The organism is Pseudomaricurvus hydrocarbonicus, from assembly GCF_011602365.1.
In the GTDB taxonomy this organism is placed as follows: Bacteria; Pseudomonadota; Gammaproteobacteria; order Pseudomonadales; family Cellvibrionaceae; genus Pseudomaricurvus; species Pseudomaricurvus hydrocarbonicus.
Genome location: NZ_JAAONZ010000005.1, coordinates 176,414 through 202,120 on the forward strand (window position 1 = coordinate 176,414; position 25,707 = coordinate 202,120).

The following is a 25,707-nucleotide window of genomic DNA, read 5'->3' on the forward strand; positions in this document are numbered from 1 at the left end:
CAATAGGGCGGCTGTGACTCGCTGTCAGAGCTTTGCGTTAAAAGATGTAACTGACATCCAGGCCCCACGTGCGAGGTCTGCCGATGTTACGATACTGGTCCTGTAAGAAAACCACCTGATCGGCAATGCGGCGGTCATAATAGGTAAATTCATCAAACAGGTTGTCGACGTAAAGCGAGACATCCCATTTCGAATCTGCCGATTGATAGCCCATCCGCACGTTGCTCAACTCCATGGCTTTCACATAGGGCGCTTGCGGGTTTACATCCGTGCGCATTTCATCCTGATACGAGTAACTGTAAGTGAAATAGGCGGCACTGCCATTGTTGAGGGGCTGCGTGTAGGTGGCGATCAACGATGACGTCCAGGTCGGGGCCCGAGGGGTGGTTTCACCGACCAACTCCGGAGAACTGTCATTTTCCTTAATGTTCGTATCCAGGTACCCCAGGTTGACGCTGATGTCCAGGTTATCCGTGGGCAGGAAGCGAACCTCGGCTTCAAGGCCTTTACCTTCCACTTCGCCCACATTCTCGACAATCAGGGCCGCACCGTCCTGAACCAATTGCTGTTGATCTTTGAACACATAATAGAAAGCGGCGGCATTAAACTGTACGCGTTGATTCAGCCAGTAGGACTTTATCCCCAGCTCGTAGCTGTCGCTGGTTTCCGGGTCAACGGCTTTGGGCACGCCGCCATAGGCGGTTATATCCTCACCCACAAATGTCGGGAAGGTGACACCGTCGGCAAAGGCGTAAGAAAACGTATCAATACCCCCCGACTTGTAACCCTGGGCATAGGACGCATAAAAGCTGATGTCTTCATTAAATTGATAGTTCAGGGCGGCCCTTACCGTACTATCCGCCCAGTCATCTTTATTGGTCACCGGCGCGGAGGTGTAGCCAATGTTATTGGCGCTCCAGACCAAACCCTGATTGCCGGGCAGGGTGTGTGGGTCGGGGACGAAATTGGTCAGTTCTTTTTCATCAAAGGTGTAGCGCGCCCCGAGCGTCAGGTCGAGTGATGCGGTCAGGGGGATGGTAACATCCACAAACGACGACCAGCCCCAGTAGTCACCTGCGGTTTGGCCCAGTTCTGATTGCAATATCGTCTGACCGAGCAGCGCGGGATCCCAGAAGGCATTGCCGGCCATCAGGGTATCGCTGGTGACCGCAAAGGTTTCGGCTTCTACTTCGGAGTTATAGTAGTTGCCACCGAACAGCAGCACCCAGTTGTGCTCCGTGGTGTAAGTAAAGTGCACTTCCTGTTGAAAATATTCGCCATTGACGTTCTGTGAAAAAGGGCCTGAGGAGGTTAGGTCAGCCACATCGTTAGCGTCAAAATCTTCGGTATAACGACTGCTGACTTCGCGGTAACTGGTGAGCAATTTGATGTCCAGTTGATCGCTGGCGGCAATATTGATGTCGGCGATCCAGTCGTTAAAGCGGGTGGTAAAGAAAGGGCGCAGGCTGGCGGCGACATCGTAATCGTCATAGGCGCCCGCCAGACTTAGGTCCGCGGCGGGATCCAGAATAAAATCCGTGGCAGGGAAGCCGTAAATTGACTCATCCAGAATGTCGGAAGTGGTCTGGGATAGGTTGGGCATGTCGGCCCGTTCCTCGTAGACCGCAGTAAAAGTTGCATCCACCACGTCGCCCACGTAGCGCAAGGACAGGCGAGAAGATTCAACCTGGGTCGACCCCAGATCCTCACCGTTGGCGATGTTGTGCAGATAGCCGTCGTTCTCATCGTATTTGCCGGCGGCGCGCAAAGACCATTGTTCGGTCAACGGCAGATTGATCACGCCGGTGTAACTTTGATGACCGAGGTTACCCAGCCCCACATCCAGGCTGGCTTCAAACTGGTCACCGGGTTTATTGCGGCTGACACTGATCGCACCGGCGATGGCGCTGCGACCAAACAAGGCGCCAACCGGACCTTTAATCACTTCTACCCGTTCCAGATCGTAGAATTCTCCGGCGGAGGTCCCCTCCTGATAGATGCCGTCCACAAACACACCCACGTGGTTTTCAAAACCGTAGCCGAATTGTTCCGAGCCTAAACCGCGGATGGCAATCCGTTCGGCGGTGGCGTAGTCAGGGGCAGAGACTAACCCCGGGGTGTAGAGAAAGATGTCGTTGGCATCGCCCATGTGCAGGTCTTTCAGGGTTTGCTCGGAAAAGGCCGAAACGGACAAGGGGACGTCCTGCAGGGATTGCGCGCGTTTTTGCGCGGTCACAATGACTTCCTCAATCATGCCGGAATTCGAGGCCTGGACCAGTGACGTGGTGGAGCTGATGCAAGCGGCGACGGCCACTGCCAGCGTTTGTGGTAACAATCGGTTAGTGGATTTTCTCATGGGTGCAATCTCCTCTTAATCTCTAATGGCGATGTGTCAGGTGGTTAGCTTGTCTTCTGTGTTGTTGTTATTGGCTGTAGTCATTGGCTGTTGTCATTGACGCTGCACTTACCGGGTCGCAGCAGCGCGAGTGGATGACTGCCCACTCCACATCAGTCAGAAAATTTATGTATGTTACTCATACAAAGTGCTCGTAAAGGTACACAAAACAAGCCTTAGCCTTGAGCGCCAGCTCAACTTTGAGCTTTCCGTCTCAATGCGAGTAAAAGCTCGTGTACTCAGGGTAACGCAGCTGTATGGTGCGGTCAATAGTTGAATAATAATTCATGTTTGTAGCATCGGAGTGAAAGTTGGGGCCAGCCAACGGGCATAGAGAGGGGATTCTGATAAGATAGGCGCTGCTTATGAGAGTGTTTATTGCGATATTGTTGTTATTTAGTCGCTATTAGTTAGTAACCATTTAGTTGATATCTTGTCGCCATGTTGCCACGGGGTCGACAAAACGCCTTGGGGCAGCGTGCCTTGTAAAAGGTGTTGCACACCGCGTGTGGATGGTCGCGGCCTGTGGAGAGTAGCCAGTTGTCAGAGGGTAGCCAATTGTCAGAAAGTAGCCAAAAATCGCGAAAGGTGGTGGTGCGCAAAGCCCCCAGCCAGTCTCGTTCGAAGGAAAAAGTGCAGAACATATTGGCGGCCGCCAAGAGTTTGCTGGCTTCCGAGGGGCTGGAAAAACTGACCACCAATCGCATTGCCAAGTTGGCGGGTTTATCCATCGGGTCTCTGTACCAGTACTTTCCCAACAAGCAGGCGATCATCCACCAGCTCTACAGTGACTGGTTGCAATCGGTGAGGGAATTGTTGCGCGAATACCAGGCCAGCGATCTAGAGGGCGAGACGCCAGTCAGCATCATGCAGACGATGATGGATCAGATTTACCGTCCGCACGATCTGGATCCGGAGGAGAGCCGTTATGAGGCAGAATTGAACAAAGCCATGCACCTTTATCCTGAATTGCAGGCCATTGATCATCGGCACGCCCGTCAAATCGCAGGCATTCTGGCGGATATCTTACGCAAAACCGGGGTGGTTGCCACAGACGATGTTCTGTTCCAGCTGGGGCTTTACAGTTATGAACTCTATGGTTCTTATGAGGCCATGTTGCAGCATGAAGGCACATCGCCTGGCCTGATCTACGAATGGCAAAAACAGGGTCTCTTCAGCATCATCGAGTCCTATACTAAGAAGTGATGGCTGAGACGTGATCAGCCATTGTTGACACTCCAAAAGCAGGTGCTGTTGACACCCCAAAAGCAAGCACACATAAAGTGAGTTAAACCGTCAAACCGGAGTCAGTGATGAAGGCCATGGCATTAACACAACTCGCCGATGTGGTTCCGGGTAGCCAACCCCTGCAATGGCTGGATTTTCCCAACCCGGTACCCGATCAATCCCAGGTGTTGATGAAAGTGGTGGCCTGTGGCGTTTGCCATACGGAGCTGGATGAAATCGAAGGCCGGTTACCACCGTCCCAGTTGCCTCGCATCCTGGGCCATCAGGCAGTCGGTGAGGTGATTGCGATCGGCGATAAGGTAACATCACTGCGCATTGGCGATCGAGTGGGGGTGGGGTGGATTGCGAAAGCCTGTGGCACTTGTGAGTATTGCCGCAGCGATCGGGAAAATCTTTGCCCGCAGTTTGAGGGCACCGGACTCGACATCCACGGCGGTTACGCCGAGCAGATGGTGATCGAGGCGGACTTTGCTCATCCCATGCCTGACAGCCTTTCCAGTATTCAGGCGGCACCGTTACTCTGCGCTGGCGCCATTGGTTACCGCGCCCTGCGCCTGGCCAATCTTCACAATGGCGCCGCCCTGGGACTGACCGGCTTTGGTGGTTCGGCGCATTTGGTGTTGCAGATGGCCCGCCACCTCTATCCTGATTCTGCCATCCATGTCTTTGCCCGCGATGAAGACACCCGCCAGTTTGCCCGCTCCCTGGGTGCAGACTGGGTGGGTGATACTTCTGACACGTCGGCATCTCCACTCCACGCTATCATTGATACCACTCCCGCCTGGTTGCCCGTTGTGTCGGCGATGTCGCGGCTGGCCCCGGGTGGACGACTGGTGATTAACGCCATTCGCAAGGAGGTGGGTGATCAAAATGCCTGGCTGAAGCTGGACTACCCCCGCGATCTTTGGCAGGAAAAAGAAATCAAATCCGTGGCCAACGTGACGCGTCGTGATATTCGGGAATTTCTGGCGCTGGCGGCGGAAATCAACATCCAGCCAGAGGTCGAGTGTTTTGAGTTGCGGGATGCCAATCGGGCGCTGGTGGCGTTGAAGACACAACGGGTGCGTGGCAGTAAGGTATTGGTAATCGATTAAAATCAACTCTACGAAAAGCGGCCTTGCCCTTTGCTAAAAGGGTTGTTGCCGGGATGAAACTGATGGCCATGCACATATTGAAGATCGTTTCGGCCACTAAGTCTTATCACCGCGGACGCCTTTCTGATTCAGATCAAAAACCCCTTAGTGGCCTTGGCTTATAGTGACGTCATTACATTAGCCAAATGACCGGGGAAACGATGATGAAAACGAACGTAGGAACAATTGATCGTACAATCAGAGTAGTGGTTGGGCTGATTTTGCTGGCTTTGGTTGTCGTGGGCCCCAAAACCTTATGGGGGTTGATTGGTCTGGTACCCTTGCTGACGGGGTTGGTGGGTTTTTGCCCTCTCTATCGACTAATTGGCTTGAACACTTGCCCGCTTGATAAACCATGAGCCCTATAGAGGGCTTCAAATTCGTGAGAGACTTCCCGGAGTATTTAAAGTAAAACCGCCGACCACTGTGATAATCTACGCTTAACTTAACGAAGTTAACCGGTTATCTATGAGTGTTTACCCTGCCTTGGCCCTATCAGTGGCTTCTTTTTTTCGTTGTGCTGCCATTTTATTGATGTCGATTGGAGGGGCGTGGTTTCCGGTAGTCGGATCGGTTCACGCCATGAGCTATCCTTTGCCCACTGGAAATGATGGCTTGATCGGTACAATCGAGACCGTCGCTGCTCGCTACGAAGACACGCTGCTCGATATTGCTGTTCACTATGGGATCGGGCAGGAAGAAATTGTATGGGCCAACCCCCATGTGGATCGCTGGTTACCTGGTGAAGGAACGCCCGTGATTATCCCTTCGAGTTTTATCTTGCCTCGGACGCCCTTGAAGGGGCTGGTATTGAACCTGCCCGAAATGCGCTTGTATTTTTATCCCAAGGCCGGGCAGGGGAAAACGCCAGTGGTAGAGACTTACCCGGTCAGTATCGGCCGGCAGGACTGGGATACGCCTCAAGGCACTACCCGAATTATTAGCAAGGTCAAAAATCCGGCCTGGTATCCCCCCGACTCGATACGTCTGGAGCATGAGCAAAGAGGCGAGTCGCTGCCGAGGGTGGTGCCGCCGGGACCGGACAATCCACTGGGTAACTATGCGTTGAAACTGGAGATTCCCGGCTACCTCATTCATGGCACCAATAAAACCTTTGGCATTGGCTTGCAGGCTTCACACGGTTGCATTCGCCTGTCACCGGGAGATATTGAACAGTTGTTTCCGCAAGTGGCTTCCGGAACCGCGGTGCGTATTGTGAATCAACCGGCCAAGGCCGGGTGGTTGGGGGATACCTTGTATCTTGAGGTGCACCCTTTACTGGAAAATTTACAACACGGCGAGGATCAGGCCAAAGAGCTGGTTGACGCCGTACACAACGCCGTGTCGCAAGCACTGAGGGATCGCGAAGTGCAGCGAGACCGCCGGGTTAACCTGAATACCGTGGCCCTTGAGGCCGCTATCCGATCTGCCAGCGGACTGCCTGTGGCGATTGCCACACTGCAGTGATCGAGCTAACGGGTCTGTTTGCGGTTGAGCTGTCTGGCGGCTATGGCCGGACAGCTCAACTTAGGGTTGCATGCATTATTTGTACATAGATTTTTTGTACATGCGATCAAGCTTTTCGTTTGTTTCCATGGCGGCATTACGCGCCTGCTCCGCAGCTTCGCGGGCAGCAGCGGCTTCGTTTCGGGCGGCAGCGGCATCACTGGCAGCTCGATTGGCCGTGTCCTGAGCGGTCCGAATGTCGGTTTTCATGGCATCGATCTCTGCCTTGGAGGTAGAGGCGCAACCGCTCATTCCGGTCAGTGCAGCCAAAAAAACGCCAACGACAGTGGTTTTCAATAAAGTGTTCATGGTAGTGACTCTCTTTACGGAATTTATCAAGGGGTTGTTGGTTAAGTCAGGTTGTTCGCCGTCAGTATCCACTCTTATCCAAGTTGATATCAGTCATCAGCCTCCGTGTTGCAGTCCTTCCCCCCTGCCTGGAACGGTATCCGTTCAAAAGCGATAGACCGGGGCAATCTGACTGCAGAAATGCTGATTTTGGCGAGTACCTCCTAGTGACCAGACTAAGACTAGTGACTAGAGCAAGCATAGCAGGTCATAAAGGATTAGCAGGGCTTGGAAGGGCAAAAACCCCTTTTGGAGAGAACGGGGTGCCAAAAAACCGCATTTATTTTTAACGGATCGACACTGGGGTGCCGACTGTAATCAGACGAGCCAGTTGTTCTATCTGTTGATTGGTCAGAGCAATACAGCCATTGGTCCAATTAAACAGGCGATGAATCCGTGCATTCCCAGCCCCCACACCATGAATGCCAAAATAGCCGCCGAGCCCGGTAGACTGAGGAATTGGAAGATTCTGATGCCATGCGCTCTGAAGGGCCGCATACTCTTCCTGACTGATTCGTCCATCGGCGACTGCAGCATCGGCGTAGCTCATGGTGGGGTAGTCGAATCCAACAAACAGGTGAAAACGGTTACTGGGGCGGATGGCAGTGATGGTGAAATCCCCCAGAGGTGTTTTCTCGTCGCGGAGGCGTTTGTTGTGATGGTTGCCGGTGCCATTACTGCCTATGGCGATGTTCTGCACGTGATAAATCGCTTCACTGCCTTCCATGACACTCAGTGTCAGAAGACCGGTGTCCACCAGCAGCCAGCGCCTGGGTGTGGCGGGCACTGCTTCACCGCTACCGACTTCGGCGGCGGTAGTCAGGGTCGAAACAGCAAAGACTGTCAATAACAAAACGAAGGTTCGGACAGCGAACCAACCGGCAGGGCAGTGAAAATAAATCATACTGTATTTAACCAGATTGGGCTTGGCCGCGTAGGTTTTAACCACCGCGTAGGTTTTAACCACATAGCTTTTAACCACATAGGGTTTTAATTACATGGTTTTTAACCACATAAGGTTTAACCCAGCAGCGCTTAACCAGACGGCGCTTAACCAGACGGCGCTTAACCCAGTAGCGTTACCACATTGGCGCGAAATGCTCCAAGACGATGGCCTACTCGGGGTAGGCATCGCATAATACATCAATCAATAAAGTGCCGGGACAAAAAGCACGCAACTAACCTAGCGTTCGAGACAAACCAGGGATACATGATCAAACTGTTACGGCCGACCAAGGCTGAAATTAACGAGTTGCCACCGTTCGAGGGTTTACCCTTGTCATCCATCACGTTGGTGGACAATGAGGCGGCGCTCAAGTTGGCGAGAAAGGCTTTGGTTAAAGCCGATTGTTTGGGGTTTGATACCGAAAGTAAACCGACCTTTCGCCCGGGAGAGCGATCTGATGGGCCACACCTGATCCAGCTGGCAACGGCCAACAGGGCGTTTTTATTTCCAGCCTCATACCCGGCGGGGGTCGAGCTGGTGCTGGAGATTCTGCAATCCCCGCTGGTCAAAAAGGTCGGCTTTGGTCTTTCCGGTGATCGCACGTTGTTCAGGAAAAAATATCGGGCAAATTTATCGCATCTGGTGGATCTCAGCGTTACCCTTAAAACCGCCGCCAAACTAAAGCAGCCCATAGGCGCCCAGGCTTCAGTGGCCATGCTGTTAGGCCAGAGACTGTCGAAGAAAGGGCAAACATCAAACTGGGGCGCACCAGTACTCAAAGAGTATCAACTGCAGTATGCGGCTAACGACGCTTACGCCGCCTACTGTGTAAATCAGGTCATGGAACAAAGGGCGGCCCAAGTCCAGCAGGGAAATTAACAAATCAGTGGTTAAGCTGGCGCAGGCTGGTCAACCGCAATAAAGGCCGATACTCCAGGTTCTGGCTATGCCATATAGTCTGATAACGCCGTGGCAGCAACGGTTGCAGCTAGCAGCTGCTGCCAGAGGGTGATTGCAGGGTAAATGCAGTCATTCTGACAGTGTCTTCACCATGATTACCAATACTGCAGGTGTTTAGACGAAGGGTTGTCAGGCCGCTGGTGGGGTCCCGGTACCGCTGATGGCAACCTGTAGGGGGAGGGGTGTTGATTTGAGTGTCAGGATGATTCGCTCACAACCTATTCTTTTGGCGATCTTCTACACTTCATAGTAAGGACTTACGTTAGTAAGGGCTACACGCGCTTCATAAAAGAAAATTTCGCAGATTGTGGTGAGTGTTTGCTTGCGAAAATGAAACTGACGACAAAGCGGCTGGCATAAGGGCTGAGTTAACCTACCGAGGAGAAAGCAGTCATGGAGATAGAAACCTTGAGAGATGTCCTGGACTGGACCCGAAAATTTCATGAGAAACTGAGCCAGTGTTTGTCCAATTCTGTGGATAAAAATAGCGATGAACGGGCCAGGATGGTAATGGCATATTTGGCGGATCATGAACAAGCGCTGGCCAAGGTTATTCGCGGCTTCGAGTCTACGGGTGATGAAGACGCCTTGAACACCTGGTTCAATGAGTATGTCAACAAAACCCCCGTGTTACAGAAAGTGCATTCAAAGACACCCTTCGCTAACCTGAATGCTTCTCAAATTATGGAGGTCGTTGCCGATCAGCATCAACAGGCCATCGAACTTTATCGCTATCTGGCAAGACGGGCCGACATCGATTCAGCCCAGGAGATGCTGGAGGCCCTGCTGTCCTTGGAAGAGCATGAAATCATGCGCATGACTCAATCGACCAACCGGTTCAGTGATATGTAGACAAAGGTTGGTGATGTGCTGGGGGAATGTAACTGGATCTGATTAAGTGCCGGTGAAAGACAAGACCTCACAGTGACAAAGCTTTCGGTTGTTGAACGCTTGATCTGCGGGCCAACGCGTAAGGCGTATTTCTTCAAATAGCATTATTCCTTCATTAACAACATGTCCAGCCCACCCAGATCCATTAGTGAGCGCAGTGCCGGTGGAACCTGATCAATGCTTGCGACCTTGCCAACACTTTTCGCGGTGCGCATCCAGCTCAGTAACAGAGTTGTGGCGGCGCTGTTGCAGCGGCTGACTTTGCCAAAATCAATTTTACAATGTTCCGGGGCTTGATCCCGCAGCCACTGATCGCCGCTATGACACAGCGCAACCACATTGCTGAAGTCCACGCTGCCTTCTACCGACAGGGTATCGTTTGAGAACGACAGGGAGGCGTGATCAACCATGGTTGGTATTGGCCTTTTCTTGCGGGCGGTTCATCAGCTCGTGCCAGTGCTCAATGACATAGTCCACATCGCCGCGATTGTTCTCCACCGCTTCGGCAAACTGGGTGCGATAGGTGGATCCCATATTAATGCCTTCGATGATCACATTATTGATTAACCACAAGCTGTCACTTTTTTGATGCAGATTGTATTGCACTTTATAGGTGGCACCTCCTTTATCATAAATGGTTTGCAGCAAGCTGCTTTTCTTCGCATGGCTGGTGCTGGTGGCAATAGCCTTAACGTCGATTCGGTCGCCTTTGAAGGTCAACAGGGCGTCGGCGTACTTTTCGATTAAGACCGTCTGCAGGATGTCAGCAAACCGGGTTACCCGCGCTTTAAAAGCTTGTTTCTCGGCGTCGGTTTTCAAGGCTTGGTACTGGCGTTGACTGGCGTAAGTGGCCATCACTCCGCGTGCGAAATACTCTTTGTCGATGACCTGCTCGATGATTTCGGCCACTTGTCGGTAATAGCGTTGAGGGTCCTGCATGGCGTATTCGCGGGCGGCTTTGGAGGTGTCGAGCAGTTGGTCGGTGGCTTGTATCAGCATTTGTTCGGGGTTATCACGGGGAATCGGTGCGGCCCACACCGATGCCGTGATCATCAAACACACCAGGGCTGAACCGATTGCCCTCAACGGGCTGACGCGTAACTTGAGTGTCATTTATCCGATCCTATGGAGGTAATGATTTTACCCACCAGATCTTCCAGTATCAGGGCGGATTGGGTATCGGTGATGGTGTCACCGTTTGCCAGCAAATCCGGGGCTCCGCCAACCTGGATACTCACGTACTGATCGCCCAAGACGCCGGCGGTTTTGATGGCGGCAATGCTGTCGGTGGTGAGGTAGTCCACCTGCTTTTGAATGGCCATGTCCACCACCGCGCGAACGCTTAACGGGTCCAGGTGAATGGCGGTGACCTGCCCCACCGTAACACCGGCAATAGAAACCTTGGCGCGGGTAGTGAGACCGGCAACGTTGTTAAAGTTGGCGGAGATCGTATAGGTGTCCCGCTCGCTGGTGCTCAAACTCAGCCCGCTCACCTGAATGGCGAGAAACGACAGGGCAATAATGCCCATCAGCATAAATACGCCGACCATAATTTCCATGGTTCGTGAATACATGATCAGGTGCCTCCCGAAAGTTTCATGCAGAAATTCTCATTACGTGATGCTTGAATAAGTCTCAGCGGGTTAATCAACACCGAACATCACCGCGGTTAACAAAAAATCCATAGCCAATACCGCCAGAGAGGAATGTACGACTGTGCGTGTGGTTGCGGCACTGATGCCTTCCGACGTGGGCACGGCATCGTAACCCTGAAAGATGGCGATCCAGGTAACCACGATACCAAAGCAGAAGGCCTTGATGGCGCCGTTTAAGACGTCCTCGCGGAATTCCACGACGTTTTGCATGTTGGCCCAGAAGGAGCCGCCATCGACGCCGAGCCAGTTAACGCCCACCACCACGGCACCCAGAATTGCCACCATATTGAACACCTGGGCCAGGATGGGCATGGCGATAATGCCGGCCCACAAACGTGGCCGGATGACCCGTCTCAACGGATCCACACCGATCATTTCCATGGCCGCCAGCTGGTCGGTGGCCTTCATCAGACCGATTTCTGCCGTTACTGCCGAACCGGCACGACCGACAAACAACAGCGCGGCCACCACCGGTCCCATTTCCCGCAGCAGGGTGAGTGAGACAAACTGCCCCAGCGCGGCTTCCGCGCCAAAGCGAACCAGCACGGTGTAGCCTTGCAGAGACAACACCATACCGATCAGCATACCCGAGACGATGATAATGACCAGCGAATAGACACCGATAAAATACAGCTGTCGCAGTAACAGTCCCGGCCCCGCCCGCCAGTCCGGCGCACCCCATATGGCGTGCCACAGCACGATACCGGCGCGGCCAATGTCGGCCGCCACATCGAGGCCGAGCCTGCCCATGCGCTGTAGATAGTTCAGCATTTTAAAGACCCTCTAGCTGCAAGTCCTGTCGATAGTCCGGCGCCGGGTAGTGGAAGGGCACCGGGCCATCGGGCAGCCCCTGGAGGAACTGCCGCACATGCAGATTATCGCTGTTGACGACCTCATCCGGCACGCCGTGACCGATTACCTTGCCGTCGGCCAACACCACCATGTAATCGGAAATCGACAGGGTTTCGTTGATGTCGTGAGAGACAATAATGCAGGTACAGTCCATGGTTTGGTTGATACGGCGGATCAAATGCCGCAGCAAGCCCACAAATATGGGGTCCTGACCGGTAAAGGGTTCGTCGTACATGATCAGGTCCGGATCGAGCACAATGGCCCGGGCCAGCGCCGCTCGTCGGGTCATGCCGCCGGAGAGTTCGGCCGGCATCAGGTCGCGCGCACCACGCAAACCCACGGCGTGCAGTTTCATCAACACCAGGTCGCGGATCATGCGCTCAGGCAGGTTAGTGTGTACCCGCAAGGGGAAGGCCACGTTTTCAAATACGGACAGATCGGTGAACAGGGCACCGGTCTGAAACAGCATCCCCATCCGCCGGCGCTGGACCATCAGCTGTTCCCGGTTGTGGGAGGTAATGTCCACACCCTCAATACGAATAGACCCCTGGCTGGGTTTCAGCTGGCTGCTGATCAGTCGCAGCAAAGTGGTTTTGCCGCAACCACTGGGGCCCATGATGGCGGTGATTTTTCCTTTGGGAATCACCACATCGATACCGTCGAGAATGACCCTGGGGCCGTGACTGAAGTGCAGATTTTCGATTTCGATCCAGTTGGATGGCATGAAATTCGACCTGAAGTTCGATTTGAGGGGCCTGATCACTGTGCTAACAGCTCTGCTAATAAATCTGTCAATAACTCTGTCAATAGCTCTGTCAATAACTCTGTCAATAACTACAACTACGCTAAAAGCTTCTTGGTATCGTTATAAGTGTAATCGCTAAATCACATGATGCTCTTAAAATGTCTTTGTATAAGGTCACTGCCTATAAGTGGGCACGTGTTGTCCACTGTGTAACACGCTCGCTTAGCCAAGGCCTTTCTGACGATGACAGGCCTGTTTTCCTGAGGGTTTGTCACTTACTGGTCTTGTCACTCTAGAACATGAATTTGTGTGGGGCACTGTGACTCTTGAACAGGCTGTCTCTTGAGGAAAGTCAGGCCTGAACTGTCAAGAGCAACCATTTGCCGCAATTTTGCTTTAGAATCACGTCTTTTTTCCGCCATCTTAAGATCTGAAGGAGTTCGTGTTGTGGGGTTGTTTGAACGTTTTCTCTCCCTCTGGGTTGCCCTGTGTATTGTTGCCGGTGTGGTACTGGGCAATCTGGTGCCGGGCTTGTTCCATTGGTTCGCTGCGTTGGAAGTGGCTCACGTAAACATACCCGTAGCGATTTTTATTTGGGTGATGATCTACCCGATGATGATCCAGGTGGATTTTGCCTCCCTCAAAGATATTGGTAAGAAACCCAAGGGTTTGTTGCTGACGCTGGTGATTAACTGGTTGGTCAAGCCGTTTACGATGGCGGCTCTGGGCTGGCTGTTTTTTCGGGTCCTCTTCGCCGACCTGGTGGATCCACAAACGGCCACCGAATACATTGCGGGGATGATCTTGCTGGGTGTGGCACCGTGTACGGCCATGGTGTTTGTCTGGAGCCATTTGACCCGGGGGGATGCCAACTACACGTTGATACAGGTCTCCGTTAACGATGTGATCATGATTTTTGCGTTTGCACCCATCGCTGCGTTTTTGCTGGGCGTCAGTGATGTCACCGTGCCCTGGGACACCTTGTTGTTATCGGTGGTGCTTTATGTGGTGATTCCGCTGGTGGCGGGCGTGGTGACCCGCAAACTGTTGGATTCCAGTCAGGATCACTCAAGACTCAATTATTTTATTCAGCTGCTCAAGCCGGTATCCATCGCTGGCCTGTTGGCGACGGTGGTGCTGTTGTTCGGCTTTCAGGCTGAAACGATCTTGGCCAATCCTCTGCCCATCGTGCTGATTGCCATTCCGTTATTGATTCAAACCTATGGCATTTTCGCCTTGGCCTACAGTGCGGCCAGAGGGCTCAGGTTACCCCATAATATTGCGGCACCTGCGTGCATGATTGGCACCTCCAATTTTTTTGAGCTGGCCGTGGCCGTGGCGATCTCCCTGTTCGGTTTGCAGTCTGGTGCGGCATTGGCCACCGTGGTGGGGGTGCTGGTGGAAGTGCCGGTCATGTTGACGCTGGTGGGGTTCGCCAACAGAACACGGCACTGGTTTGATCGCGCCTAGCCGTTAACTCTTCAGCTGATCAGCCACCGGCAAGGAACGAATGCGTTTGCCGCTGGCGGCAAAAATGGCGTTGCACAGGGCCGGCGCGACGGGGGGCAAGCCAGGTTCACCGGCCCCTCCCAGGGGCACATCCAGATCACTGTTGACCGCGTGTACCCGTATCGTCCTGGGCACCTGATTGATACGGGGAATCAGGTATTGATGAAAGTTGTCCTGTTGCACGCGGCCGTTTTTGGCCGTGATTTCCGTCATCAGGGCAATCCCGATACCCATCACACAGGCCCCTTCCATCTGGGCGCGCACTCGATCCGGGTTGATTTGCGGTCCGCAGTCAAAGGCAATGTCCGCCTGATGCACGATGACGTCTCCTGTGGGGGTGACCTCAACGTCCATGACGATGGCGCAATAGGAGACAAAGCTGTGATGCACGGCCAGGCCCAGTCCGCGATTGGGCGGCATGGTTTTGCCCCAGTCCGCTTCCTGAGTCACCCGTTCGATGACGTTTTTGTAGCGTTTGATATCAATTGGGTATCGGCTTGGATCTTCTGAATAATTCCAGTTTTCCCCCTGGGTACGCGGGTCTATCTGCCGGTCGGGGCCCAGCAGTTCCAGCAGAAACGCTTTGTGATCCTGGCCGGCCGCATTCGCCAGCTCGGCAACAAAACTCTGAATCGCGAACGCGTGCGGGATGTTATAGACAGAGCGAAACCAGCCAATGCGTACATGACCCAGGGCTTCTCCGGTCTCTTGCTGAATTGCCGGGATATCGAAGGGCATATTGCGAATGCCCTGGGTCAATTCACGGTCAGACAAGTGCCCGGAATCAGGTGCGAACTGGGAGGAGATGCTGGGCGCCAGTATACGGTGCAACCAACCGCTTACCTGGCCGTTATGGTCGAGCGTTCCTTCCATGTGCTGCAGGGCTACCGTGTGGTAAAAACTGTGGTGCAGATCGTCTTCCCGGGTCCACTGTACTCTGACCGGGCGACCGCCCATGGCTTTTGACAGATCGGCGGCCTCAAACACAAAATCCGGTTTCGCTTTGCGACCGAAAGCGCCGCCCATGAGGGCGCAGTTAACCGTGACATTAGACGCTTTGAGCCCCAGTCGTTTGGCGACCCCATCTCTTGTGGCCTGCGGGTTTTGAACGGACGACCAGACTTCAGCGTGATCACCCTGGATGCTCACCAGGGCCGCCATGGGCTCCATGGGTGCTTGTGCCAGGTGCGGGGCGTAGTAGGTGGCAGTCAGGTGTTGGGCTGAGTCCCGTTGGGCCTGACTGAAGTCACCCACCTGGCGGACGGGCTTTCCGGGCTGTGTGGCCTTGCTTTCCAGCGATGCGCGGAATGCCTCAGAGTCGTAATGTGCATTGTCTCCGGCCGGAGAATCGTCCCATTCAATGCGCAAGGCGTTACGGCCCTGGATCGCCGCCCAGGTGTGCTCTGCGAGCACCGCCACCCCGCCGAGCGGCTCAAAACCGGACGGCTGGGTAACGCTGGGCAGTTCCAGCACCTTGACGACACCCGCGATGGCAAGCGCTTTGCTGGCATCAACGTTTTTGACCCGGGAGCCATAACTGGGAGGGCGGGCAATGACGGCATACAGCATGTTGTCAACACGCATATCGGCGGCGTAGAGCGCTTTACCCTGGTTGATATCCATACCGTCAATGGCCAAAGGCTGGTTTGATGTGCGCATGATATAACGCCACTGATCGGGGGTTTTTAACGTCAGGCTTTGCCGGGCCGGAACCGGGAGTTCAGCGGCGGCAGCCGCCAAGGACCCAAACGACAAGGTGCGTTGGGAGGGGGTATGTACCACCGCGTGGACATCGGTACGGCACTCGCTCACGGGCACTTGCCATTGGTTTGCGGCGGCCTGTTCCAGCATGGTTCTTGCGGCAGCCCCGGCGCGGCGCAAGGGCTCGAACCAATGTCGCATCGAACGGGAACCATCGGTATCCTGATTGCCATACTTTTCCTCGTTGGCGATGGCTTGCTCGACGTGAACCTGTTGCCAATCGGCGCCCATCTCATCTGCCATCACCATGACCAGACTGGTGCGGATGCCCTGACCCATTTCACCCCGGTGATTAATGATGGTGACCTGGCCGTCTCTTGCGACACGAATAAAGATATTGGGATTATCCACCCAGCCATGAGCCATGTAATCGGCGCCGTACTTGCGGGGTTCAGATTCGGCCGTGGCAGGATCCCAACTTACCGCCAGAACCAGGGCGCCGGAGGCGGCGATGCCTTTAAGAAAGCTCCGACGACTGACGTTTGCCAGCTGCAAAGCCTGGTCTCGGTTATCGGACGTTTTCATACTTTCACCTCGCGGAACAGCGTGTCGTTTGCCTGCACTTGAGAGCCGTTTGTGTGTGTCGACAGGCTTTCGGTGCCGGCCGCACGGTGAATGGCTTTGCGGATCCGCGGGTAGGTACCGCAGCGGCAGAGATTACCGCTCATGGCGTTATCGATTTGTTCATCGGTCGGCTGGGGGGTGGTTGTTAACAGCGACACCGCACTCATGATTTGCCCACCCTGGCAGTAACCACATTGCGCGACGGCTTCGTCCATCCAGGCCTGTTGTACACGTTGTCCCACAGAATCGTTCTCTATCGACTCGATGCTGGTGATGTTTTTACCGGCAGCAACCGAGATCGGGGTGACACAGGAGCGAATGGCCGTGCCGTCCAGATGCACAGTACACGCCCCACAGAGACCCATGCCACACCCAAAACGTGTGCCGGTTAAAGCTAAGAAATCGCGCAGTACCCAAAGAATTGGAGTCTCGGGCGAGACCTCCAATTCTTGCGGTTGGCCGTTGATGGTCACTGAAATCATGTGTATCTCCTGTTGTCACTTTCCCCGCGCTGCAAAGCTCCAAACCAGGGCGCTAAGCCTGAATGAGCCGCAGTCATGCAATAATTAATAATACAACAATTAGTCATACCATAATTTGTGGGGCAGAGTACATTGTACGGTCTGTTGAGAAATGTGGATGAGTCTACTCTTAATTTCATAATGTTTAACGGGTTGACTCTCAATTGAATGGAAATCCACAGGCTGGTCGGCTGGCACGTGAATTCAGGTGAGTGTGTAAGAATGAGAATGATGCACTGAGACTCGAGCTCATCGACGTCCAGAATGTGATCAAGGGTTTAAATCAATTAATTTGTGACTGCAGCATTTCCCGAGTGGCTTGCGCCAAAGGCCGGCTAAGATCAATGCGGTTGGAGGGGTGTGGCAGCGTGTTGGTGGTGAACATTTGCCGCAAGCCTTGAGCTTTCAGCAAAGCTTCTGACTGATCGCCAAACACGGCGTGAACCACCACGCAATCGATCTCGTTAAACCCCGCCGCTTGCAGGCTTTTCAGGCACTGCAGGATCGTGCGTCCACTGGAGATGACGTCATCAAAGATTAACGCCCGACGCCCCTGAAATTGGCGCAAGTCGGGCAGTTCAATGACTACCTCGCGATCACCGTACCGGTGTTTGTTACCCACCACATAGGGCCGGTTGTTGGCTTTGGCCAGCATCGATACCCATTGTTCACTTTCGGCGTCGGGGCCAACCAGCAGCAAGTTACTCGGTTGCTGGCTTAACCATTCCACGATGGTGGGGGCTGCGTGCACCAGTTGGGTGGGTATGGTGTAGATTTCACTGAGGGTGCGATAGCGGTGCAGGTGGGGATCGACAGTGATGAGCCAATCAAGGGAACGGCTCAGCAGTCTGGCAAAGGTTTGTGAGGTTATTGCTTCGCCGTTTTTGAAACGAGTGTCCTGGCGCATGTAACAGAGATAGGGGGCTATCAGTCCTACTTGCTGAACGCCGGTATCACGGAGGGCATCACAGAGAAAAGCCAGGAGCAAAAATTTAGAGTTTGGTTGTGACAGGTCGGCAAGCACCACGGCTATGGTGTCGGTCAAGGTGTCGGTCGAGGGGCTGGTGATGCGCAGGTAGGTTTCTCCGTCGGGGAATGTCCGCTGCTCGATATGACCTATGTCGGCACGTAGTTCGCGGGCCAATAAGGCGGTCAGTGAGTGTTTCCCGGTCAGGTCAAACAGGGTGATTGAGGTCGATGGAGGTATTGCGAGGGCGGGTGTCATGGGGCTTCACCAATCATAAACAGGTCGCGATTATTATCGAAATAGCTCGCAGCGTAGCTGAGTTCGCCCTGGCTGTTGGCGTACAGCGTGACTAACGGCTGGCCCTCTCCCAGAGCAGTGCCTATTTTAGCGTGCAGCCTTACACCTGCTGAGGGCGAGCCGGGTGCGCCGGCCAGTTTGGCCAGTCGTGCCAGGCGACGGTTATCCATCGCCAGCAGGGTTCCGCTGTGATCGGTACACAGTGGTAATTGGTAACGGGCTTCGGGGATGGTTTTCAGGCCGCCCTGGGCTTCACAGATGCGTTGAAATTGTTCCCAGGCCTGACCGCTGGTGAGAATATTGCGGGCTTGTACCTCATAGGCTGACACATCGTCATGGGGGTGATTCCTGGCCAGGGCCATCAGCTGGGCGGATAAAAACACGGCGCGCTCACGCAGGTCCGACGGTGCATCCTCATGGTTTTGCAAAACGGCCAGAATATCCCGGGCTTCCTGAGCGGGGCCAATACCATTGCCGATCGCCTGCTCTCCACTGGTGATAATACAGCGAACTTTTAGGTCCAGGGCCGCGGCTACTTTGCAAAACATGTTGATGAGATGCCTGGCTTGATGCTGGGTGCGAACTTTGGCCGTTGGGCCTACGGGGATATCGATCAGGGCGTGGGTCGAACCGGCGGCTATTTTTTTCGACAGCACGGATGCTACCAGCTGGCCTTCCCCGTCCAGGTCCAGCGCGTGTTCTATGTGAATCAGCAAGTCATCGGCCGGACTGAGATTGATCGCGCCGCCCCAGGCGAGACAGGCATTGGCATGGCGCACCGTCTCCTGCATCTCGGCCAGGCTCATGCGCACCGTGGTGAGCACCTCCATGGTGTCGGCAGTTCCCGAGGGTGAGGTAATGGCGCGAGAGGACGTTTTGGGCATGGTCAAACCGGCGGCGCTGCAAATCGCTACCAGGATCGGGGTCGTGCGGTTGCCGGGTATGCCGCCAATACAGTGTTTATCATAGAGGTAGGTGTATTGATGCCACTGCAGGCGCTTGCCACTTTTTACCATGGCGCGGGTCAGGGCAGTGATTTCCGCAATGTTCAAGCGGTCACCGGCACAGGCGCTGATAAAACTGGCAATCTGCATGTCCGAATAGCGATGCGTGCTGATGTCGGAAATAATGTCATTTATTTCCTGTTCGGTCAGTTCGTGGCCGTAGATTTTTTTCCGTACGGCACTCATGGAATGCAGAATCGGTGCGTGACAAATGGTGACTTGCTCTTCACCGCTCAGGCCCATTCGCCGCCAGGCGATTTGTGAAAAGCCGATTTTCCCCAAGGGAAGCACGGCCTTGGTGACGACATTAAGCGTGGCAATAATACTGTGGTCTTGCCACTGTACCTGGATACGGGTATTGGCCTTAAAGCCTTCGGAGCGACAGATGTTACTGTCGGCACGAAGAAAAACGACCGGTTCCTGATGGGTGTCGATGCCCATCTCCACGGCAGTCAGTGAATTAGGTTCAGCCATATGCCTGCTTCAAGATCGGTGAGTGCATTCGTGAAATAAAGAGAGGTGTCTTTCCGCCGGAGAGACAGGTTGCCCGGCGGTCATGGTGTACAGAACAGCATAGCTTAAAAATAGGGGCAGTTTAAAAACACGGATTGTTTGATTGCGTGGTAAAGAGTTTGCTCAGCAGGCTAAAGGACATAGCGTCATCAGCAATCATGGGCGATAGTACGACCAGATCTCCTCCAGTCAGAGGCTTGCGTGTAAACTGCCTTTAGGGCAGGTTTAAGCCAAAGTATCCTGCCAATCCTCGATCATGGTCTCCGGGAGCAGTCACACCATGTCATTACCTGCAACACTTCGCAACAACCTGACTTTGCCGGTATTTGCCGCGCCGATGTTTCTGTGCAGTGGTGTCACGCTGGCCATTGAATGCTGCAAGGCCGGTATTATTGGCTCTCTGACCCGCAACCATTGCCGTGATTTGGCCGAGCTGGAAGCCCAGCTCAAAGCCGTGACGCAAGCCTTGGCCGATTTTGGGGAGGCGCAGCCAGGGCGAGCCCTTGGTCCGCTGGCGGTCAACATTTCGCCGACGTTCAGTCGTGAAGAGTTCCGCAAACACCTTGACGTGTGTCGTCGTTACGATGTGCAGATCATTGTCACCTCGGTGGGCAATCCCACCGATAACGCCCGTTTAATTCAAGATACGGGCATGTTGCACTTTCACGATGCGACCACCCTTCGCTTCGCTGAAAAAGCCATCGCTGCGGGCGTCGACGGTATTGTGGCGATTGGAGCGGGGGGTGGCGGCCACGCTGGTACGATCAGTCATCTGACGTTCATTCCACAGGTACGGTCTATGTTTGATGGCACCATCGTGATGGCCGGAGCGGTGAGTACCGGAGCAGCGGTGCGAGCGGCAGAAGCGCTGGGGGCAGACCTTGCGTACATGGGGACGCGGTTTATTGCCACTCAGGAAGCCGCCGCGCCGATGGCATATAAAACGATGTTGGTGGAAGGCGGAGTGACGGATGTGATGTATACCCGTGGCGTCAACGGCATGCCGGCCAGTTGGTTAAAGGCATCCCTGAGTGCCGTTGGCCTGGATCCTGACCATTTGTTCATTCCCGAAGGGCGCAGTACCGACCACCTGCCCGAGGGGGTAACACCCTGGAAGGATATTTGGAGTGGAGGGCAGGGTATCGGCTTAATTGACGATATCCCCACGGTGGCAGAATTGGTGCGTCGCCTGCAGCAGGAGTATCTTGCGGCTTGTGAAACCCCGGATATGGCCGCCGCGGCCGCTGCGGCTCTAGCCATGAGTGGTGCTTGATGATCCGTATCTGTGCGCTCAAAAGGAGGCATGGGTTTACCGAATAGTGTGAGCATTTTCATAATCTATGACGGCGAAGCCGGACGCTGTCACAAAACGGCAGGTGCAAGCTCATTGCTTGTGAAATTTCACGCCAAACTCGGGCATACTGGCTGCAGCCAATAATGAATCAGCGAGTGATCAATAATATGCGAATCAATCAATTAGCAGCCGCAGTCTGTTTAACCGTAATGCCGTTCATGGCCATGGCCGATGACACTCTCGATGCGGCCATTGGCGGCGGGATCGGCGGAGCTATTGGCGCGGCGATCGGGAATGAAGTCGGAGGGCGAGACGGTGCCATTCTGGGTGGAGCCATCGGTGGTGCCACCGGTGCGGCGGTGACCACCAAGGATCAGGACAAGAAATATTACCGCAGTGAGACCTCTTACCAGGAGAAGCGTTATTACGAGGAAAGACACCATTCTCACAATAAAAAAAGCAGCTCCTTCTGCCCGCCAGGCCAGGCTAAAAAAGGCAATTGCTAGACGTTGATTGATGATCTGATCGGGCTGAAATTGATGGCAATTCAGCCTGGTTTCGAACTGGATTGCCGTCCATTATTGTTAATGCTGCAAACTGCTTGATGACGACACACCTCTCTGACATTCGATCCAAGACAGGTTGGTAAGTGATCCCAACTGCCGTTGATGGATGCGGCAGAGTGGCTCACATAAGAGTGGCTCACATAGAGGCCGCCTCAACTTAAAAAATTCCTTTCAAAATTCTTTTGCTCAACACGCCGTTTAGCGAGTCTATGTTGATGGTTCAGGCCCACAGCAGCAGGCCTGAATGGTCACACACCTTTAAAGCATGGCTTGCGCTTTTCCTTAAAGGCCTGCACGCCTTCACGACCGTCTTCGGTCGCCGACATTCCGGAAATGAACTGTGATTCAAACTCCATTTGAGTTTCCAGGCTGTTTTCAAAGCTCATGTTAAGCAATTTTTTCACCGAGCCGTAAGCTTGTGTGGGGCCGCTGGCCAATTGCCTGGCCAACGCTTCGGAAGCTTCGACCAATTCTTCCGAACTGACTACCTGATTCACTAGTCCCCACTCGTAAGCTTCCTCGGCGGACAGCACACGGTTGGTCAACATCAACTCCTGAGTTTTGCGCATGCCGATCAGTCGAGGCAGGAAATAACTGCCGCTGCCGTCTGGTGACAGTCCCACGCCGGTGTACGCCATGGTGAACTTGGCTTTGTCGGACGTGAACACGTAATCACCACTGACCGCCAGGCTCATACCTGCGCCAGCTGCAGTGCCGTTCACCGCAATAATGATGGGGGCGTTCATGCGTCGAAAACAGGTGATGGCCGTGTGCAGGTTGAGGGTAAGTTCTCTCAGTTTTTCACTGATGCTGTCACCAAGATCGGCAAAGCTCTTCAGATCACCACCGCCACAGAACATAGTCCCGGTGCCCGTGATCAGGACTGCCCGAATATCTTTGTTGGTGCTGCAGGCCATGGCCAAATCGCGCAAATCTTCTCCCATCGCCAGATTGATGCCGTTGGCGGCCTCTGGCCGATTCAGGGTGATTTTGGCCAGCCCATCGGTCAGGTCGTACGTTAATGTTGAAAAAGTACCCATTTATTATTCCTTGTAAGATCACCGTCAAAAAATGGCCCTATGGTATTTTAATCCGGGCAAAGTCTCTATTGCGGTAGCTACTTATTTTGATCACTGTGTGTTTTTGACGGTAGATGATAGAGGGTTTTTAAAATTTCCTCTGGCCAATTGGCACTGAATACGGGGGGGGGGAAGCTTAAACCAGGATGACAGCAATGTGCGCTAAGCTCTGTTGATGCTTTCTGTTTGGGTATAAATAGTCGTCACACTGCGTCATCTTACATCACCCTTAAGTTATCATCATGTATTGATGTTATAACTAATAAATATCTTGTAACTAATTGATTATTAGGTAGATGTGATATTTTTTGGTGTTCTGAGTTTTGGTTGAATTATGAGCTTTTGTTGCTATCGCTCAGCTGGACAACACTGGTGACTTTTATAGGCATGTATTTTCGGTGTCGTTATCTGGTATAAGCATTATCCAAATTCGTGCGCATTTCGTCATGATCGATTATGCACCCTCTGATGTGGTTTAGAATGCTGAACTTCGACTCAGAGAGTTTGCTCAATGCGTTGGGCATAAGCATCAAATTTGATAAACCCAAAGAATTAAGGACACAACCATGAGTAAAGCAATTGTCGCCGGCGTCGACATGGTGAAATTTGTCAAACCTGGCACCCAGGAGCCCTATCGAGTGATGGCCTCCAAGGCGATTCAGGGTGCGGTAAAAGAAGCCGGTATCAATCCGAAAGAGATTCAGCAGGCCTATGGCAGTTACATCTATGGTGATTCCACTTGCGGTCAACACGCGCTGTACGATGCCTTTCAGACCGGTATTCCTGTAGTTAACGTCAATAACAATTGCTCCTCCGGTTCAACGGCGATCTTTCTGGCTCGTCAGGCGGTAGAGTCTGGTGCTGTGGAATGTGCCCTGGCCTTTGGTTTCGAGGAAATGCAACCGGGTGCGCTGGGTTCCCATTGGGATGATCGCGAGTCGCCTTTCGAGAACTTCCTCAAGGTATTGGATGAAAAAGGTTACCCGGATGGGCCGCTGGCGTTACGTTGTTTTGGTGCGGCCGGTCATTATTATATGGAGCAGTATGGAGCTTCGGCGGATCTGTTTGCCAAGGTCTCGGTCAAAACCCGCAGTCATGCGGTCCACAATCCGCTGTCTTTGTTTTCCAACCCGCTGACGGTGGAAGAGGTCATGAACGATAAGATGGTCTACATGGATTATCTGACCCGGACCATGTGTTGTCCTCCCACCTGTGGCGCCGGTGCAGCGATCATCTGCAGCGAAGCTTTTGCCAAAAAACATGGCATTAGCGATGGTGTCGAGATTGTGGCCCAGGCCATGGCCACAGATACCCCGGAAACCTGGGTAAATCCGATGAACCTGATTGGTGCGGACATGACTCGCCGTGCCGCTCAGTCTGTTTACGAACAGGCGGGCTTTGGTCCTGAAGAGGTTCAGGTGGTCGAGCTGCACGATTGCTTTACCACCAACGAAGTGGTGACCTATGAAGGCCTGGCGCTGTGCCCGGAAGGTGGCGCTACCGAGTTCGTGGATAACGGCGATAACACCTACGGCGGTAAGTTTGTGGTTAACCCTTCCGGCGGCTTGATGTCCAAGGGCCACCCCATTGGAGCGACCGGCTTGGCGCAGTGTTATGAGCTGGTCAATCAGCTGCGCGGCAATTCCGGCAAGCGCCAGGTTGAAGGCGCACGGGTGGCCTTGCAGCACAATCTGGGCTTGGGTGGTGCGGTGGTCATTACCATGTACCGGAAAAGCTAACACCCATGTGTAACGGTTCCGGAATGCAGTTTGCCCTCGCGGTACTGCGTTCCGTTACCCTTCTGGCTCATGCCCAAAGGCACGACCTGCCGCAAATAGCGATGACCTGCGTTATTAGTGCTATTGCCTGAACAAGCAACACCTTTCAAACCCGTACGTAAAAGGCAGGCGGATCTGCCCTAGGGGTGAGCTATCCCATTTATATATTAACGGGTCTAGGTGTTGCAAGGCTGAGCAATAACCTTGCCCTTGATTCTGCAGGGAAGGCGGTCGGCAGCTTCTCGATACGGCTCTGGTTATTCGGTGAGTGCCCACTGGATAGTCCTTTTGCAGGCATCACAGACCCTGCGGTTGATATTGATTTTACCGGCTGTGTCGCATTCAAGGATCAAGATTTTATTGGTCAGGTCAAGTGAAACTCAGATGCATTTGAAATTATTCTCATTACCGTTAGCTGATAATGAGAACGGAATTTGTTTTGGGTCAAGTCTTGCTGAGCCTTTCATTCTGTACGCCCCCTCGACACTTGGCTAAACCACCCGACAGTTTCATCTCAAAGGGTGAGTGAGGCCCAGGTAATACCTGCGTGTTTCTGAATGTTCAGGTTCAGCGTCTGGATTGGTTTTACATCCACGCAACTCTCTTTGGTGTGGCGAACTGTTTGATGTTGGGCTCGCCCTAATTGAACCCCAGTGGGACTGGTGTCGACAACGGCGTTGGAGTGCTCGGATTTCCTCGCTCTGCTCGACTGAAGTTCAATCGACCTTCTTGCTCGGCTTTGGGTTTAAAATAGACTTTTATTTCATATGTATACTTCTTCAAATAGACTTTGATTTTTACGACGACCCCGCAACAAACTGTAAAATTATTTAACACTTCAATAGTTGTTTTTATCTTGATCCGTAAGTGCAGAATAACAATGGATATTTTCTTGGCTTAGGGTCCTTCGCGATCAAGGCATATTTTCTTCACTTTTTTTTTAAATCGAGATAAACATTAGCGAACGCCTGGTTAGCTAATTGTTTTATTATTAGATGTCCGTGATTATTATTTTTTGAACATAGAGTAAATAGAAGAAAAAACCCGATGCTATACTTTTTAACGCATCATTTAACGTCCTAAAAATAATTTATTTTTGTGAAAATAATAGGTATTAAAAGTTAAGCTCTGAATTGGTTCGGGAAAAGGAAATTTTGAATTTCTCGTTCAGTGTG

Annotated in this window: 24 protein-coding genes; 11 read left to right on the top strand and 13 right to left on the bottom strand. The window is 53.2% G+C overall.

The genetic code is table 11. The features are described 5' to 3' along the window. Positions 1-37: 37 nt before the first annotated feature. A complete protein-coding gene (locus G8770_RS09345; RefSeq protein ID WP_167185230.1) occupies positions 38-2,356 on the bottom strand; it encodes a TonB-dependent receptor in 2,319 nt (772 codons plus the stop codon). A gap of 597 nt (positions 2,357-2,953) precedes the next feature. Between G8770_RS09345 and G8770_RS09350 the strand changes: the two genes are divergently transcribed. The 4 genes from G8770_RS09350 to G8770_RS09365 all read left to right on the top strand — a co-directional run bounded on the left by G8770_RS09350 (position 2,954) and on the right by G8770_RS09365 (position 6,243). Beyond that, complete coding sequence (locus tag G8770_RS09350) at positions 2,954-3,601, top strand: TetR/AcrR family transcriptional regulator (protein WP_167185233.1); 648 nt, start codon at positions 2,954-2,956, stop codon at positions 3,599-3,601. A 116-nt stretch (positions 3,602-3,717) separates the two neighbouring features. After that, entirely contained in the window at positions 3,718-4,737 is a 1,020-nt protein-coding gene (locus G8770_RS09355; RefSeq protein WP_208022160.1) for a zinc-dependent alcohol dehydrogenase family protein, read from the top strand. Positions 4,738-4,940: 203 nt separating this feature from the next. Next, on the top strand, positions 4,941-5,135 hold the full coding sequence (locus tag G8770_RS09360) for a YgaP family membrane protein (protein WP_167185238.1): 195 nt from the start codon (positions 4,941-4,943) through the stop codon (positions 5,133-5,135). 223 nt (positions 5,136-5,358) lie between these two features. Further along, positions 5,359-6,243, top strand: a complete 885-nt coding sequence (locus tag G8770_RS09365) for a L,D-transpeptidase family protein (protein WP_208022161.1) — start codon at positions 5,359-5,361, stop codon at positions 6,241-6,243. Between the two features lie 75 nt (positions 6,244-6,318). Here G8770_RS09365 and G8770_RS09370 read toward each other — a convergent pair whose 3' ends face one another. Together G8770_RS09370 and G8770_RS24145 are read right to left on the bottom strand one after the other, a co-directional pair. Next, the gene (locus G8770_RS09370; RefSeq protein WP_167185241.1) at positions 6,319-6,591 is read right to left on the bottom strand and encodes an Lpp/OprI family alanine-zipper lipoprotein; all 273 of its coding nucleotides are present in this window, start codon (positions 6,589-6,591) and stop codon (positions 6,319-6,321) included. Between the two features lie 325 nt (positions 6,592-6,916). Continuing rightward, the gene (locus G8770_RS24145; RefSeq protein WP_167185244.1) at positions 6,917-7,597 is read right to left on the bottom strand and encodes a L,D-transpeptidase family protein; all 681 of its coding nucleotides are present in this window, start codon (positions 7,595-7,597) and stop codon (positions 6,917-6,919) included. Between the two features lie 243 nt (positions 7,598-7,840). Here G8770_RS24145 and G8770_RS09380 point away from each other — a divergent pair, with 243 nt between their 5' ends. Beyond that, positions 7,841-8,455 (top strand): 3'-5' exonuclease family protein, encoded by a 615-nt coding sequence (locus G8770_RS09380; protein ID WP_208022162.1) that lies wholly within the window; start codon positions 7,841-7,843, stop codon positions 8,453-8,455. 474 nt (positions 8,456-8,929) lie between these two features. Then, positions 8,930-9,388 carry an ATPase gene (locus tag G8770_RS09385; RefSeq protein WP_167185247.1) on the top strand — a complete coding sequence of 153 codons (459 nt, stop codon included), beginning with the start codon at positions 8,930-8,932 and terminating at the stop codon, positions 9,386-9,388. A gap of 143 nt (positions 9,389-9,531) precedes the next feature. On the opposite strand, the gene G8770_RS09390 is transcribed toward G8770_RS09385, so the two are convergent. The 5 genes from G8770_RS09390 to G8770_RS09410 all read right to left on the bottom strand — a co-directional run bounded on the left by G8770_RS09390 (position 9,532) and on the right by G8770_RS09410 (position 12,658). Beyond that, positions 9,532-9,837: an STAS domain-containing protein gene (locus tag G8770_RS09390; protein ID WP_167185249.1), complete on the bottom strand. Its 306-nt coding sequence runs from the start codon at positions 9,835-9,837 to the stop codon at positions 9,532-9,534. Continuing rightward, positions 9,830-10,540: an MlaC/ttg2D family ABC transporter substrate-binding protein gene (locus tag G8770_RS09395; protein ID WP_167185252.1), complete on the bottom strand. Its 711-nt coding sequence runs from the start codon at positions 10,538-10,540 to the stop codon at positions 9,830-9,832. The genes G8770_RS09390 and G8770_RS09395 overlap by 8 nt, the downstream gene beginning before the upstream one ends. Beyond that, positions 10,537-11,001, bottom strand: coding sequence for an outer membrane lipid asymmetry maintenance protein MlaD (gene mlaD / locus G8770_RS09400; RefSeq protein ID WP_167185255.1), 465 nt, complete (start codon positions 10,999-11,001; stop codon positions 10,537-10,539). Before mlaD ends, G8770_RS09395 begins: the two co-directional genes overlap by 4 nt. A gap of 69 nt (positions 11,002-11,070) precedes the next feature. Further along, positions 11,071-11,853, bottom strand: coding sequence for a lipid asymmetry maintenance ABC transporter permease subunit MlaE (mlaE, locus tag G8770_RS09405; RefSeq protein WP_167185258.1), 783 nt, complete (start codon positions 11,851-11,853; stop codon positions 11,071-11,073). Between the two features lies 1 nt (position 11,854). Then, complete coding sequence (locus tag G8770_RS09410) at positions 11,855-12,658, bottom strand: ABC transporter ATP-binding protein (RefSeq protein WP_167185260.1); 804 nt, start codon at positions 12,656-12,658, stop codon at positions 11,855-11,857. A 468-nt stretch (positions 12,659-13,126) separates the two neighbouring features. On the opposite strand from G8770_RS09410, the gene arsB reads away from it, so the two are divergent. Then, entirely contained in the window at positions 13,127-14,149 is a 1,023-nt protein-coding gene (gene arsB, locus G8770_RS09415) for an ACR3 family arsenite efflux transporter (RefSeq protein ID WP_167185263.1), read from the top strand. A gap of 3 nt (positions 14,150-14,152) precedes the next feature. On the opposite strand, the gene G8770_RS09420 is transcribed toward arsB, so the two are convergent. From G8770_RS09420 to G8770_RS09435, 4 genes are all read right to left on the bottom strand, one after another. Continuing rightward, on the bottom strand, positions 14,153-16,474 hold the full coding sequence (locus G8770_RS09420) for a xanthine dehydrogenase family protein molybdopterin-binding subunit (protein WP_167185266.1): 2,322 nt from the start codon (positions 16,472-16,474) through the stop codon (positions 14,153-14,155). Continuing rightward, the gene (locus G8770_RS09425; RefSeq protein ID WP_167185269.1) at positions 16,471-16,995 is read right to left on the bottom strand and encodes a (2Fe-2S)-binding protein; all 525 of its coding nucleotides are present in this window, start codon (positions 16,993-16,995) and stop codon (positions 16,471-16,473) included. Before G8770_RS09425 ends, G8770_RS09420 begins: the two co-directional genes overlap by 4 nt. Positions 16,996-17,317: 322 nt before the next feature. Beyond that, positions 17,318-18,259 carry a ribose-phosphate diphosphokinase gene (locus G8770_RS09430; RefSeq protein WP_208022163.1) on the bottom strand — a complete coding sequence of 314 codons (942 nt, stop codon included), beginning with the start codon at positions 18,257-18,259 and terminating at the stop codon, positions 17,318-17,320. Further along, the gene (locus G8770_RS09435; protein ID WP_167185272.1) at positions 18,256-19,776 is read right to left on the bottom strand and encodes a thymidine phosphorylase family protein; all 1,521 of its coding nucleotides are present in this window, start codon (positions 19,774-19,776) and stop codon (positions 18,256-18,258) included. Before G8770_RS09435 ends, G8770_RS09430 begins: the two co-directional genes overlap by 4 nt. 319 nt (positions 19,777-20,095) lie before the next feature. On the opposite strand from G8770_RS09435, the gene G8770_RS09440 reads away from it, so the two are divergent. Together G8770_RS09440 and G8770_RS09445 are read left to right on the top strand one after the other, a co-directional pair. After that, a complete protein-coding gene (locus G8770_RS09440; RefSeq protein ID WP_167185274.1) occupies positions 20,096-21,088 on the top strand; it encodes an NAD(P)H-dependent flavin oxidoreductase in 993 nt (330 codons plus the stop codon). A 176-nt stretch (positions 21,089-21,264) separates the two neighbouring features. Next, positions 21,265-21,615, top strand: a complete 351-nt coding sequence (locus tag G8770_RS09445; protein ID WP_341771121.1) for a glycine zipper domain-containing protein — start codon at positions 21,265-21,267, stop codon at positions 21,613-21,615. Between the two features lie 308 nt (positions 21,616-21,923). On the opposite strand, the gene G8770_RS09450 is transcribed toward G8770_RS09445, so the two are convergent. After that, positions 21,924-22,715: an enoyl-CoA hydratase/isomerase family protein gene (locus G8770_RS09450; protein ID WP_167185277.1), complete on the bottom strand. Its 792-nt coding sequence runs from the start codon at positions 22,713-22,715 to the stop codon at positions 21,924-21,926. A gap of 605 nt (positions 22,716-23,320) precedes the next feature. Between G8770_RS09450 and G8770_RS09455 the strand changes: the two genes are divergently transcribed. After that, positions 23,321-24,493, top strand: coding sequence for a lipid-transfer protein (locus G8770_RS09455; protein ID WP_167185280.1), 1,173 nt, complete (start codon positions 23,321-23,323; stop codon positions 24,491-24,493). A 185-nt stretch (positions 24,494-24,678) separates the two neighbouring features. Then, positions 24,679-24,909, top strand: coding sequence for a hypothetical protein (locus G8770_RS09460; RefSeq protein WP_167185283.1), 231 nt, complete (start codon positions 24,679-24,681; stop codon positions 24,907-24,909). Positions 24,910-25,707 lie beyond the last annotated feature (798 nt).

Excerpts from the sequence above, each read along its gene's own strand:
- G8770_RS09345 (WP_167185230.1), bottom strand. The coding sequence starts at position 2,356 with ATGAGAAAATCCACTAACCGATTGTTACCACAAACGCTGGCAGTGGCC.
- G8770_RS09355 (WP_208022160.1), top strand. The coding sequence starts at position 3,718 with ATGGCATTAACACAACTCGCCGATGTGGTTCCGGGTAGCCAACCCCTG.
- G8770_RS09360 (WP_167185238.1), top strand. The coding sequence starts at position 4,941 with ATGAAAACGAACGTAGGAACAATTGATCGTACAATCAGAGTAGTGGTT.
- G8770_RS09365 (WP_208022161.1), top strand. The coding sequence starts at position 5,359 with ATGAGCTATCCTTTGCCCACTGGAAATGATGGCTTGATCGGTACAATC.
- G8770_RS09370 (WP_167185241.1), bottom strand. The coding sequence starts at position 6,591 with ATGAACACTTTATTGAAAACCACTGTCGTTGGCGTTTTTTTGGCTGCA.
- G8770_RS09380 (WP_208022162.1), top strand. The coding sequence starts at position 7,841 with ATGATCAAACTGTTACGGCCGACCAAGGCTGAAATTAACGAGTTGCCA.
- G8770_RS09385 (WP_167185247.1), top strand. The coding sequence starts at position 8,930 with ATGGAGATAGAAACCTTGAGAGATGTCCTGGACTGGACCCGAAAATTT.
- G8770_RS09390 (WP_167185249.1), bottom strand. The coding sequence starts at position 9,837 with ATGGTTGATCACGCCTCCCTGTCGTTCTCAAACGATACCCTGTCGGTA.
- G8770_RS09395 (WP_167185252.1), bottom strand. The coding sequence starts at position 10,540 with ATGACACTCAAGTTACGCGTCAGCCCGTTGAGGGCAATCGGTTCAGCC.
- mlaD (WP_167185255.1), bottom strand. The coding sequence starts at position 11,001 with ATGTATTCACGAACCATGGAAATTATGGTCGGCGTATTTATGCTGATG.
- mlaE (WP_167185258.1), bottom strand. The coding sequence starts at position 11,853 with ATGCTGAACTATCTACAGCGCATGGGCAGGCTCGGCCTCGATGTGGCG.
- G8770_RS09410 (WP_167185260.1), bottom strand. The coding sequence starts at position 12,658 with ATGCCATCCAACTGGATCGAAATCGAAAATCTGCACTTCAGTCACGGC.
- G8770_RS09420 (WP_167185266.1), bottom strand. The coding sequence starts at position 16,474 with ATGAAAACGTCCGATAACCGAGACCAGGCTTTGCAGCTGGCAAACGTC.
- G8770_RS09425 (WP_167185269.1), bottom strand. The coding sequence starts at position 16,995 with ATGATTTCAGTGACCATCAACGGCCAACCGCAAGAATTGGAGGTCTCG.
- G8770_RS09430 (WP_208022163.1), bottom strand. The coding sequence starts at position 18,259 with ATGACACCCGCCCTCGCAATACCTCCATCGACCTCAATCACCCTGTTT.
- G8770_RS09435 (WP_167185272.1), bottom strand. The coding sequence starts at position 19,776 with ATGGCTGAACCTAATTCACTGACTGCCGTGGAGATGGGCATCGACACC.
- G8770_RS09440 (WP_167185274.1), top strand. The coding sequence starts at position 20,096 with ATGTCATTACCTGCAACACTTCGCAACAACCTGACTTTGCCGGTATTT.
- G8770_RS09450 (WP_167185277.1), bottom strand. The coding sequence starts at position 22,715 with ATGGGTACTTTTTCAACATTAACGTACGACCTGACCGATGGGCTGGCC.
- G8770_RS09455 (WP_167185280.1), top strand. The coding sequence starts at position 23,321 with ATGAGTAAAGCAATTGTCGCCGGCGTCGACATGGTGAAATTTGTCAAA.